General features: G+C 62.0%; 10 protein-coding genes and 1 tRNA gene. All 11 read left to right on the plus strand.

All coding sequences use genetic code 11. From position 1 onward, the window contains the following. The first annotated feature begins 198 nt into the window (after positions 1–198). Positions 199–1,194 carry a phenylalanine--tRNA ligase subunit alpha gene (gene pheS / locus ASF90_RS14415; RefSeq protein WP_055851500.1) on the plus strand — a complete coding sequence of 332 codons (996 nt, stop codon included), beginning with the start codon at positions 199–201 and terminating at the stop codon, positions 1,192–1,194. Between the two features lie 129 nt (positions 1,195–1,323). Next, positions 1,324–3,702 (plus strand): phenylalanine--tRNA ligase subunit beta, encoded by a 2,379-nt coding sequence (gene pheT / locus ASF90_RS14420; protein WP_055851502.1) that lies wholly within the window; start codon positions 1,324–1,326, stop codon positions 3,700–3,702. 21 nt (positions 3,703–3,723) lie between these two features. Beyond that, the gene (locus tag ASF90_RS14425; RefSeq protein ID WP_002811076.1) at positions 3,724–4,023 is read left to right on the plus strand and encodes an integration host factor subunit alpha; all 300 of its coding nucleotides are present in this window, start codon (positions 3,724–3,726) and stop codon (positions 4,021–4,023) included. Next, positions 4,004–4,360, plus strand: coding sequence for a MerR family transcriptional regulator (locus ASF90_RS14430; RefSeq protein WP_005995911.1), 357 nt, complete (start codon positions 4,004–4,006; stop codon positions 4,358–4,360). Before ASF90_RS14425 ends, ASF90_RS14430 begins: the two co-directional genes overlap by 20 nt. 61 nt (positions 4,361–4,421) lie before the next feature. Continuing rightward, positions 4,422–4,498: transfer RNA gene (locus ASF90_RS14435), tRNA-Pro, on the plus strand. Positions 4,499–4,970: 472 nt separating this feature from the next. After that, complete coding sequence (locus ASF90_RS14440) at positions 4,971–5,669, plus strand: polysaccharide biosynthesis/export family protein (protein WP_055851503.1); 699 nt, start codon at positions 4,971–4,973, stop codon at positions 5,667–5,669. Next, positions 5,651–7,090, plus strand: a complete 1,440-nt coding sequence (locus tag ASF90_RS14445; RefSeq protein WP_082473561.1) for a GumC family protein — start codon at positions 5,651–5,653, stop codon at positions 7,088–7,090. The genes ASF90_RS14440 and ASF90_RS14445 overlap by 19 nt, the downstream gene beginning before the upstream one ends. Before the next feature lie 244 nt (positions 7,091–7,334). Next, a complete protein-coding gene (locus ASF90_RS14450; protein WP_055851505.1) occupies positions 7,335–8,789 on the plus strand; it encodes an undecaprenyl-phosphate glucose phosphotransferase in 1,455 nt (484 codons plus the stop codon). A 94-nt stretch (positions 8,790–8,883) separates the two neighbouring features. Next, positions 8,884–10,173 carry a polysaccharide biosynthesis protein GumE gene (locus tag ASF90_RS14455; protein ID WP_082473562.1) on the plus strand — a complete coding sequence of 430 codons (1,290 nt, stop codon included), beginning with the start codon at positions 8,884–8,886 and terminating at the stop codon, positions 10,171–10,173. Next, positions 10,170–11,258 (plus strand): acyltransferase family protein, encoded by a 1,089-nt coding sequence (locus ASF90_RS14460; RefSeq protein WP_055851511.1) that lies wholly within the window; start codon positions 10,170–10,172, stop codon positions 11,256–11,258. The genes ASF90_RS14455 and ASF90_RS14460 overlap by 4 nt, the downstream gene beginning before the upstream one ends. Continuing rightward, a complete protein-coding gene (locus tag ASF90_RS14465; RefSeq protein ID WP_236699277.1) occupies positions 11,236–12,360 on the plus strand; it encodes an acyltransferase family protein in 1,125 nt (374 codons plus the stop codon). Before ASF90_RS14460 ends, ASF90_RS14465 begins: the two co-directional genes overlap by 23 nt. Positions 12,361–12,395 lie beyond the last annotated feature (35 nt).

Raw genomic sequence — 12,395 nt, forward strand, 5'->3', positions numbered from 1 at the left:
TCATCGCGACATCGGCACATGCGTGTGCAGATGTCGGCGAGGGAACGCAGATATGCAGGGGGAAGGGCGCGAGTCCTTCCCCTTTTGCGTTTTGGGCTGCCGGCTTGGAGTGATGCAAGGGCTGGCAGCAAGTGAGTGGTCATGCATTCCGGTGCATCCGGAAACACCGTTCGGCTGAGTAGTTGAGGCGCGAGTGCAATGAGTGAGATTCAATCCCTGACCGAGCGCGCGCTGGCCGATGTCGCCGCCGCGCAGACACCGGACCAACTGGAAGCCTTGCGGGTCGCCTTGCTGGGCAAGAGTGGCAGTATCACCGCCCAGCTCAAGCAGCTCGGCACGCTGCCGGCCGAGCAGCGCAAGGCTGCGGGCGAGGCGATCAACCAAACCCGAGATACGCTGAGCGCAGCGTTGTCGGAGCGCAAAACGACCCTGGAAACCGCTGCGCTGGATGCACGTCTTGCCGGCGAGCGCATCGATGTCACTCTGCCGGGCCGGCGTGGCGAGCGCGGCGGCCTGCATCCGGTGACGCGCACGCTCGAGCGCATTGTCGAGATTTTTGCGCGGCTGGGTTACGAGTTGTCCGATGGCCCGGAAATCGAGGACGACTGGCACAACTTCGAAGCACTGAATTTTCCGCCGCATCATCCTGCGCGCGCCATGCACGACACGTTTTATTTCGGCGACGGTCGCTTGCTGCGCACGCATACCTCCGGTGTGCAGGTGCGCTACATGGATGCGCACAAACCACCGCTGCGCATGATTGCGGCCGGCAAGGTGTATCGCTCCGATTCGGATCAGACCCACTCGCCGATGTTCCATCAGGTCGAAGGCCTGCTGGTGGACGAGCATTCGAATTTCGCCGATCTCAAGGGCACCTTGTCCGAGTTCGTGCGCGCGTTCTTCGAGCGCGATTTCGAAATGCGGTTTCGCCCCAGCTATTTCCCGTTCGTGGAGCCGGGTGCCGAGGTAGACATCGCCTGGCAGCAGCCCGACGGCAGCACCCGTTGGTTGGAAGTGCTGGGTTGCGGCATGGTGCACCCGAATGTGTTGCGCAGCGTCGGCATCGACCCGGAGCGCTACACCGGCTTTGCGTTCGGTCTGGGCGTGGAGCGTTTTGCGATGCTGCGCTACGGCGTCAACGACCTGCGCGCGTTTTTCGAAAACGACGTGCGCTTTCTCAGGCAGTTTGCTTGACGGCCGGGAATCGGGAATCGGGAGTGGAGAATCGGAGCAGCCAAGCGCGCTCCTAGCCCACCTTCCAAATCTCCGAAGACCTCCCGCTGTTGCGATTCCCGATTCCCTATTCTCCATTCCCGGCTCTCCATGAAATTCTCTGAAAATTGGCTGCGTAGCCACGTTCCGATCCAGGCCTCGCGCGAGGAACTGGCCGCCACGCTGACGGCGATCGGTCTGGAAGTCGAAGACGTCACGCCGTTGGGTGAGGCGCTTGGTCAGGTGGTGGTGGCGCGCATCGTCGAGGCCATGCGTCATCCGGAAGCCGATCGCCTGCAGGTGTGCAGTGTCGATGCGGGGCAGGGCGAGTTGCTGCAGATCGTGTGTGGTGCGCCCAATGCGCGTGCCGGCCTGGTGGCGCCGTTGGCGCTGGTCGGCGCGCAGATCGGCGAGCTGACCATCAAGGCTGCGAAGCTGCGTGGCGTACCGTCCAACGGCATGTTGTGCTCGGCCAAAGAGCTGGGCCTGGATAGCGATGCGTCCGGCCTGTTCGAGTTGCCGGACGATGCGCCGGTGGGTCAAGCCCTTGCGGAGTATCTGGGCTTGCCGGATGCCAGCATCGAAATCAAGCTCACCCCCAATCGCGCCGACTGTTTCAGCGTGCGTGGCATCGCGTTCGACGTGGCTGCAGCATGCGCCAGCGAAGTGGTGGCCTTCGACGCCGTTGCGGTGCCGCCGGTGTCCACGCGGACGCTTGCGGTGGAATTGAATGCCGGCAAGGAGGCGCCGCGCTATTGCGGGCGTGTGATCGAAGGCATCGACCCGTTGGCGAAGACGCCGGTGTGGCTGGCCGAGCGTCTGCGTCGCAGCGGCGTGCGTCCGGTTTCGCTGCTGGTGGATATCACCCAGTACGTGATGCTGGAGCTCGGTCAGCCGATGCATGCCTTCGATCTGGATACCTTGCAGGGGCCGATCGGGGTGCGTCGTTCGCGCAGTGGCGAGCAGCTGGCGCTGCTGGATGGGCGTGAGGTCACGCTGGACGACAGTTTCCTGACCATCACCGATGCCGGCCGCCCGGTGGCGCTGGCAGGGTTGATGGGCGGGCTGGACACGCGCGTCACCGACAAAACGCGCAACGTATTCCTGGAGTCGGCGTATTTCGATCCGGCCGCGATCATGGGCCGTGGCCGCAAGTTCGGCCTGCATACCGATGCGGGCCATCGCTTCGAGCGCGGCGTGGATCCGGCGTTGCCGCCGCAGGCGATCGAAGTAGCCACACGCCTGGTGCTGGAACTGGCAGGCGGTACGCCGGGCCCGGTGGTGCATGCGCAACTGCCGGAGCATCTGCCGCAGCCCGCGCGCATTCTGCTGCGTCGCGCACGCATCGCGCGCGTGCTCGGCATCCACATCGACGACGCGGATGTCGTGCGCATTCTGAGTGCGCTCGGCATGCAGCTCGATGCGGTTTCCGAAGGCTGGCAGGTGGTTGCGCCGAGCCGTCGGTTCGATATCGCCATCGAAGAAGACCTGATCGAAGAGCTGGCGCGCATCCACGGCTACGATCGCGTGCCGACCACGCTGCCGGGCGGTGCCAGCCGGATCGCGATGCGCAGCGAAACCCAGCTGGACGAGCTGACGGTGCGCCGCCAGCTGGTGGCGCGCGAGCTGCAGGAGACCATCAATTACGCGTTCGTCGATGCTGCGTTGCTGCAGCGTTGGCAGTTGACCGACGGCCTGGTGCCGCTGGCCAATCCGCTCAGTGCCGAGCTGGCCATCATGCGTCCGCGCTTGCTGCCGGGCCTGGTCGCGACACTGGGCCGCAACGCCGCCCGTCAGGCCGGGCGGGTGCGGCTGTTCGAGCTGGGCAAGGTGTTTGCGGCTTCCGCGCAGGCGGGCGATGCTCCGCAGGAATCTCAGCATGTCGCCGCCGCGGTGTGTGGCGATGCGCTTGCGTTGCAATGGGGCGAGCCCGCGCGCAAGGTGGATTTTCACGATGTGAAGGGCGATCTGATCGCTCTGGCAGCGGCCAGCGGCGCGGTGCTGGAGTTTCAGCCCTCCGCCCAGCCGTTCGGGCATCCGGGTCGGTCGGCTGATATCTATCGCGATGGCGTGTGCATCGGCTGGATCGGCCAGGTGCATCCGCGCCTGACCAAGGCGTTGGAAATCGACGTCGATGTGATCGCGTTCGAACTACAGCTGGCGCCGCTGGTGCAGCGCGCCTTGCCGCGCGCCGGGGAGCTGTCGCGGTTCCCGTCGGTGCGCCGCGATCTGGCCTTCCTGGTGCCGGAAGAGGTGAGTTGGGCGGCGTTGTCGGCCAGCGTGCAGACCACGGTCGGCCCGTTGCTGCGTGAGGTGCAGCTGTTCGACCGGTACGTTGGGCAGGGGGTCGAGCCAGGTTTCAAGAGTCTGGCTATGGGCTTGATTTTGCAGGATAACTCGCGCACTCTCACCGACCGGGACGTGGATGCGGTCGTTACCGATGTGGTGGCCGTGATCGAGCGCGAGCACCGCGCCCGGATCCGGAGTTGAGGCGGTAACCAGGGGATTGGCATGGCATTGACGAAAGCGGAGATGGCCGAACGTCTGTTCGACGAGGTTGGTCTGAACAAGCGCGAGGCGAAGGAATTTGTCGACGCGTTTTTCGACGTGCTACGCGATGCGCTGGAGCAGGGTCGTCAGGTGAAGCTGTCGGGGTTCGGCAACTTCGATTTGCGGCGCAAGAATCAACGGCCCGGTCGCAATCCCAAGACCGGTGAGGAAATTCCGATCTCGGCCAGGACGGTGGTGACCTTCCGCCCTGGCCAAAAGCTCAAAGAACGGGTGGAGGCTTATGCTGGATCCGGGCAGTAATCGCGAGCTACCGCCGATTCCGGCCAAGCGCTATTTCACCATCGGTGAGGTCAGCGAGCTGTGCGACGTCAAGCCGCATGTGTTGCGGTACTGGGAAACGGAATTTCCGAGCCTGGAGCCGGTCAAGCGACGCGGCAACCGCCGTTACTACCAGCGACACGATGTGCTGATGGTCCGGCAGATCCGTGGCCTGCTCTACGAGCAGGGCTACACCATCGGCGGCGCGCGTCTGCGGCTGGAAGGCGACGGCGCCAAAAGCGAGTCGGCGCTGAGCAACCAGATCATCAAGCAGGTGCGTATGGAACTGGAAGAAGTCCTGCAGCTGCTTCGCCGCTAGGAAAACGTGTCGCAAAGCCGCTATAATCGCAGGCCGTCCTCGCGACGGGATGCAGCATCTTCGGGGTATAGCGCAGCCTGGTAGCGCACTAGTCTGGGGGACTAGTGGTCGTCGGTTCAAATCCGGCTACCCCGACCAAACATCGAGCCCATGTCCTTCCGACATGGGCTTTTTTGTTGCGTCGCAACATTGCATTTTTGTGTCCCTGCAGTGGTCGCTCACTATGTAGATCGGCATATCGCAGTGCAGCATGAACCTCGCGCGAGCGCCCGTTTATTTCGGTCCAGTTCGCTATGGACTTGGGTCACGGAACGATGCTAAGTGTCCGGAAACGTTCCAAATCATTAGCTTGAGATTAGAACGTGGATCACGGTTTTTTAACGTGACAACGACGAACTTGAATCAATAGGCCAACGCCGTCAAAAAAATGGCGTGTCATGCCTTGCGATGCGATCGTTCTGTGCCATAGTGCAGTGCAACACGTTGTACCTTTTCGTGATCCCGATGTTTCTGGGATGAATTTCTCTGTCGTACGTTCGTGCTGGCGCATTGGCCGGTTGAATGCTGCGCGAGCTCCTGTCCCACCCAACCGAGGCAGCCAGCCACACGCATGAAGAAACTGATCGGACGATTCTGCCAAGGTCTCAGCCTGGCGTTGATCTGCTCGATGGCCCTGGGTGCTTGCAGCACCGGGAAGAACATGGCGTCGTCATTGCCGCTTCCCGATCCGCTGGCAATGTCCGCGGTGCAGCCCGAGTATCGACTCTCCCCAGGCGACCTGTTGCTGGTCAAGGTGTTTCAGGTCGACGATCTGGAACGGCAGGTCCGCATCGATCAGAACGGGCACATCTCGCTGCCGCTGATCGGAGACGTCAACGCCGCCGGCATGGGTGTCGGCGAGCTGGAAAAGCTGGTTGCCGATCGCTACCGCGGCGGCTATCTGCAGAATCCGCAGGTGTCGGTGTTCGTGCAGGAATCCAATGGCCGTCGCGTGACCGTGACCGGCGCCGTCACCGAGCCCGGCATCTACCCGGTGATCGGTGCCAATCTGACGCTGCAACAGGCCGTGGCGCAGGCCAAGGGCGTCAGCACTGTGGCAAGCCGCGGCAATGTCATCGTGTTCCGCATGGTCAACGGGCAGAAAATGATCGCGCGTTTCGACCTGACCGAGATCGAGAAGGGCGCCAATCCGGACCCTGAAATCTACGGTGGCGACATCGTCGTGGTGTATCGCTCGGATGCGCGCGTCTGGTTGCGCACCATGCTGGAACTGACCCCCTTAGTGATGGTGTGGCGCGCTTACCGATGAGTATGAATTCCGACAATCGTTCCTCGCCGTCGCAGCGTCATGGGCATCTCGAACTGGCCGACGTCAGCTTGCTCGACTACTGGCGTGCCCTAGTGTCGCAGCGCTGGCTGATCATCCTGATCACGATCGCCGCCGTGCTGCTGGCGCTGGTGATCACCTTCCTGATGCCGGAAAAGTATCGCGCCACCAGTACGCTGCAGATCGAGCGCGATTCGCTCAACGTGGTGAACGTCGACAACCTGATGCCGGTCGAGTCGCCGCAGGATCGCGACTTTTACCAGACCCAGTACCAGCTGCTGCAGAGCCGTTCGCTCGCACGTGCGGTGATTCGCGAAGCCAAGCTCGATCAGGAGCCGGCGTTCAAGCAGCAAGTCGAAGATGCGCTGGAAAAGGCAGCCGCCAAGAATCCGGAAGCGGGCAAGTCGGTGGACTCGCGTCAGGCGATCATCGAGCGCAGCCTCACCGACACCTTGCTGGCAGGTCTGGTGGTCGAGCCGATCCTCAATTCGCGCCTGGTCTACGTTAATTACGATTCGCCGGACCCGGTGCTTGCGGCGAAGATTGCCAACACCTATCCGAAGGTGTTCATCGTGAGCACGCAGGAGCGCCGCATGAAGGCGTCTTCGTTTGCGACCAAGTTTCTTGCCGAGCGCCTGGAGCAGTTGCGCGACAAGGTGGAAGACTCGGAAAAAACGCTGGTTGCGTACTCGACCGATGAGCAGATCGTCTCCGTAGGCGACGACAAGCCGTCGTTGCCGGCGCAGAACCTGACCGACCTCAATGCGTTGCTGGCGTCGGCGCAGGATGCGCGCATCAAGGCCGAGGCCGCCTGGCGTCAGGCCGCCACCGGCGATGCGATGTCGTTGCCGCAGGTGTTGAGCAGCCCGCTGATCCAGACCTTGCGCGGCGAGCAGGTGCGCTTGACCAGTGAGTATCAGCAGAAGCTGTCGACCTTCAAGCCGGATTACCCGGAAATGCAGCGCCTGAAAGCGCAGATCGAAGAGTCGCGCCGTCAGATCAATGGTGAGGTCATCAACGTTCGCCAGTCGCTCAAGGCGACCTATGACGCATCCGTGCATCAGGAGCAATTGCTCAACGAACGCATTGCCGGTCTGCGCACCAACGAACTCGACCTGCAGAGCCGCAGCATCCGCTACAACATGCTCAAGCGCGACGTCGATACCAACCGTCAGCTCTACGATGCGCTCCTGCAGCGCTACAAGGAAATCGGTGTGGCGAGCAATGTCGGCGCCAACAACGTGACCATCGTCGACACTGCAGATGTGCCTACGTCGAAGACTTCGCCGAAACTCAAATTGAACCTCGCGTTAGGCTTCATCTTTGGCGTATTCCTTGGGTTGGCTGTGGCGCTTGTGCGTTACTTCCTGCGGGGCACCGGGCCGGAAACGCGATTGAACTGACATCGTGATGTTGCAAAACAGTGGTTAATTAAAGTGACAACCGATTCAGCGTAGAAAAAGTCGGATCCCGTATGTTTCGGGCTCCCTCGTTTTGAAAGTTTGTCTCTGTTGAAACAAAGGGCTGTCGAGTGATCTGGGGTCGGTAGGTATTACCGCGGTGATCGCTCGGCGGAGATGATTGAAAGCTCGCGTGCGATTCGTATGTTCCCCCGCATGCGCCGTATCGAGTTTGGAGGACATCCCCATGCTTTTGGCAGACTTGAGTAGCGCGACGTACACGACATCCTCGCCGCGATTGTTGTCCAAGTACTCGGCGGCAGCCGATTTGGTGCTGCGCGTGTTCGACCTGACCATGGTGGTCGTGTCGGGCCTGATCGCATACCGCATCGTGTTCGGCTCCTGGGTTCCGGCAGCGCCATATCGTGTCGCAATCGCCACCACGCTGTTGTATTCGGTGATCTGCTTTGCGCTGTTTCCGCTGTATCGCAGCTGGCGCGGTCGCGGATTGTTGAGCGAGCTGATGGTGCTGGGCGGTGCCTTCGGCGGCGTGTTTGCGCTGTTTGCGGTGCATGCGCTGATCGTGCAGGTTGGAGAGCAGGTCTCTCGCGGCTGGATCGGCCTGTGGTTCGTTGGCGGCCTGGCGTCGCTGGTGGCGGCACGTACCTTGTTGCGCGGCTTCCTGAACCACCTGCGTGCGCAGGGCGTTGACGTCCAGCGCGTGGTGGTCGTCGGTCTGCGCCATCCGGTGATGAAGATTAATCATTACCTGAGCCGCAATCCGTGGGTCGGTATGAACCTGGTCGGCTACTTCCGTACGCCTTACGACATCGCCGTGACCGAACAGCGCCAGTCGCTGCCGTGCCTGGGCGAACCGGATGCACTGATCGATTACCTGAAAGAAAATCAAGTCGAGCAGGTGTGGATTTCGCTGCCGCTGGGCGAGCGCGACCATATCAAGCAGCTGCTGCAGCGTCTGGACCGTTATCCGATCAACGTGAAGCTGGTGCCAGATCTGTTCGACTTTGGTCTGTTGAACCAGTCCGGTGAGCAGATCGGCAACACGCCGGTGATCAACCTGCGTCAGGGCGGTGTGGATCGCGACAATTACTTCGTGGTTGCCAAGGCGCTGCAGGACAAGATCCTTGCCGTGATCGCGCTGATGGGCCTGTGGCCGCTGATGGCTGCGATTGCCGTCGGCGTCAAGATGAGCTCGCCGGGTCCGGTGTTCTTCCGCCAGCGTCGTCACGGCTTGGGCGGTCGCGAGTTCTACATGTTCAAGTTCCGCTCGATGCGCGTGCATGACGATCATGGCACCACCATCCAGCAGGCGACCAAGAACGACACCCGCATCACCCGTTTCGGTGCGTTCTTGCGGCGCAGCAGCCTGGATGAGTTGCCGCAGATCTTCAATGTGCTGGGTGGCAGCATGTCGATCGTGGGCCCGCGCCCGCACGCCGCGCAGCACAACACGCACTACGAAAAGCTGATCAACCATTACATGCAGCGCCATTACGTCAAGCCGGGCATCACCGGTTGGGCGCAGGTCAATGGCTTCCGTGGCGAAACCCCGGAGCTGCGGACGATGAAGAAGCGTATCCAGTACGACCTGGACTACATCCGTCGTTGGTCGCTGTGGCTGGATATCCGCATCATCGTGCTGACTGCAGTACGCGTGTTCGGACAGAAGACCGCGTACTGATGATGGCGGGGAGCGTGCGACCTGGCGCATCAGGCGTCGCGGGCGGCTGCAGTGCAGCCGCCCCTCTCAGGCAGGCGTGTGCATGCTGATCCGAATGAGCGAGGAAACCCGCGTTCGCTGGCATAACCTGCTGATCGAACTGACGCTGCTGGTCGGCGTGGGCTACAACCTGGTGCTGGCGCTGATCAACGCGAACGTGTTCACCGTGCGTCCGGTGATCACCTACGCGGTCGAGTTCATGATCTACGCGGCCTGCTTCCTGCTGGGCCTGGGCTCGCTGAGCCGTAAACGCATTGCGCTGATCATCAGCGGGCTTGGATTGATCGTCCTGCTGATGTTCGTGCGGTTCCTGGTGAACTGGCAGATCGATCCGAAATTCTTTCGCGATGCCCTGGTGGTGTTCGCGTTTGTGGTGCTGGGGTCTGCCTATACCGGCTCGGTGCCCAAGTTGTTCATCCGCATGACCATCATCGTCTCGCTGGTTGCCGCGTTCGAGCTGGCAATGCCGAGCGCCTACGGCGACCTGGTCAATCCGAAGAGCTTCTTCGTCAACGCGCGTGGCATGAGCGCCGAAGGGTTCTGGAACGAAGACAGCAACTTGTTCGTCAGCGCCACGCGGCCGGGCGAACGCAACTTCCTGCCGGGTTCCAATCTCCCGCGCGCCTCCTCGATGTTCATCGAGCCGGTGACGATGGGTAACTACATCTGCTTCTTTACCGCCATCGTGCTGGTGTTCTGGCGCTGGATGCGGCCGGCGGCGCTGGTCCTGTCGGTGGGATTGATCGGTTTCATGATCGTCGCCTCGGATGGACGATTGGCGGCGGGCACCTGCGTGCTGATGGTGTTGCTGACGCCGCTATTGAAACGCCTGGATCAGCGATTGGCGTTTCTGGTGTTCTTGCTGGTGATCATGAGTGCGTGGCTGCTGGTGTGGATCACCGGGATCACGGCCTACCAGGACACCACCATGGGCCGGATATTTTTCACCGTTTACTCGATGAACAACCTGTCGTTCGAGTCCTGGCTTGGGCTGGATTTTGCGCAGGCCTACCGTTACTTCGACAGCGGCATTTCGTACTTCATCGCGTCGCAGTCGATCGTCGGGGTGCTGGCATTCCTGTTGTCGTATTCGTTCCTGCTGCTGATGCCGAGCAAGGAAGGCCAGCTGTTCAAGAACCTGGCCATCTTCGCGTTTGCGCTGAGTCTGCTGGTGTCTAACGGCTACTTTTCGATCAAGACCTCGGCTCTGTGGTGGTTCGTGTGCGGCTGCTTGTGGCATATGCGTCCGACCTGGTCTGCGTCGGCGGTCTCCGCTGCTTCGATCAAGGATGATCCAACGGTTGATGGCGAGCAGTTGCCATTGCCTGCGGGAGCGGGGCGATGAGTTCGGCGGCGGCAGCGTCGTCGTCGGTCGCGTCTGATTCCGGCGTGCGGATTGCAGCCGGCGGAAAGGCGCGCGATCCGCGGATCGATGCGGCCAAGGCCATCGCGATCTTGTTGGTGGTGTTCTGCCATGCCAAGGGCGTGCCGCATGACATGACCTTGTTTGCCTACAGCTTCCACGTGCCGCTGTTCTTTTTGGTGTCTGGCTGGTTGGCCGCTGGCTATGCGTCGCGTACCACCAGCATGGCGCAGACGATCACCAAGCAAGCGCGCAGTCTGCTGCTGCCGTATGTCACGTTCTATCTGCTGGGCTACGCGTACTGGCTGCTGACCCGCAATATCGGCGAGAAGGCCGCGCGCTGGGGAAGTCACCCGTGGTGGGAGCCGATTGTGTCGCTGTTTACCGGGATCGGTCCGGATCTGTATGTGCAGCCGCCGCTGTGGTTTTTGCCGGTGATGCTGGTCACTGTGGTGAGCTACGTGTTGCTGCGGCGCGTACTGCCGCCGCTGGCGATTGCGGCGGCGGGATTGGTGCTGGCGTGGTTCTGGATGAACTGGTTCCCTGCGCAGGGAGTGCGGCTTTTTTTCGGGCTCGATGTGCTACCGGTGTCGTTGTGCTTCTACGCGCTGGGCGCGCTGTTGATTTACGTGTCGCCGCGTCTGCCGACCTCGTTGCCGGTCAGTGCGCTGGTGACCGTTGCATTGGCGGTTGCGGTGGCGTGGCTGGCGCAACGTAACGGGCGTATCGACGTCAACATGCTCGGCTTCGGCCGCGACCATGCCGTGTTCCTGCTCAGTGCGGTGCTGGGGTCGTTGATGGTGATCTGCGCGGCGCGGCTGGTGCAGAGCTGGGGCTGGATACAGTGGATCGGCCGCAATACCTTGCTGATCCTGTGCACGCATATGCTGGTGTTCTTCGTGCTGTCCGGCGCTGCTGCGGTGGCGGGTGGATTCGGTGCAGGGCGGCCGGGCCTGGGTTGGGCGGTCTTCGTGACGGTGTTCGCGCTGGTCGCGTGCGTACCGATGCGTTGGCTGTTGATGCGTTTTGCTCCCTGGGCTTTGGGTGCGCGCACGGTGGCGGCATGACCGGCGCCGCGGCATGACGACTGCTCCGTATCCCCCGCAAGCCGGACACGACAAAACCGTGGCAACGCCCGGTCGCGCGCCGGCGCTGGCCCGCGATTGGCAGATCGATGCGGCAAAGGCGCTGGCCATCGTGCTGGTGGTGCTGGGGCACGCGAGCGGCATGCCGCCTGCCTACAAACTGTTCGCCTACAGCTTCCATGTTCCGTTGTTTTTTGTGCTCTCCGGCTGGGTCGGCGAACGTTTCGGGCGTCGCGGGTTGAATGTGTCGACGGTGAAAAAGCTGGCGCGGACGTTGTTGATCCCGTACCTGGCGTTCTTCCTGGTGGCATATGGCCTGTGGCTGCTGACGGGCGTGCTCAATCATGCGTTCCAGCAGCCGGGCGCGCGGGCGTGGTGGGACCCTTTCCTTGGCGTGTTCTGGGCCAACGGCACGCGCCTCTACGTGCTGCCGGCGTTGTGGTTTTTGCCGGCGTTGTTTGTCACAACGCTGACCTACATTGCATTGCGTGCACGTTTGAGCACGACGGTGGTAGCGGCGCTCAGCTTGCCGATCGCCCTGGCATGGGCAGGGTGGTTTCCCTCGTTGCAGCTGCGCTTGCCACTCGCGTTGGACGTGTTGCCGATCGCCTTGTTCTTCATCGCGGTGGGTGGGTGGCTGTCGCGTTTTGCCGATGCGCTGCGCGCGCTTCCGGCATGGGTGTGGGCGTTGGCGCTGCCGGTCGTCGCAACGGCATGGTGGCTGCTGGCCGGAGCGAACGGGCAGGTGGACGTAAACAACCTGCTGTTCGGGCAATCGGCTGCGCTGTTCCTGCTGGTGAGTCTGTTGGGGACTGCGATGACGCTATGCGTCGCGTATTTCGTCCGGCACTGGCAATGGGTGCAGTGGATCGGTACCAACACCTTGTTGATTCTGTGCACGCATACGCTGGTGTTCCTGGTGGTCACCAGTGTGGTTGCGCGCACCGGGATCATCGATCGCGGCCTCATTGGTACGCCGACGTGGGCGATGGGGCTCAGCGCATTTGCGATCGCGTGCGCGGTGCCGATGCGCGCGGTGCTGGTGCGTGCTGCGCCATGGATGTTGGGGTTGAAGAGTCAATGACGAATTTCAAGAATCATCAGTTGTCGCGGCACATG

The sequence above is a fragment of the Xanthomonas sp. Leaf148 genome (assembly GCF_001423585.1).
Taxonomy (GTDB): domain Bacteria; phylum Pseudomonadota; class Gammaproteobacteria; order Xanthomonadales; family Xanthomonadaceae; genus Xanthomonas.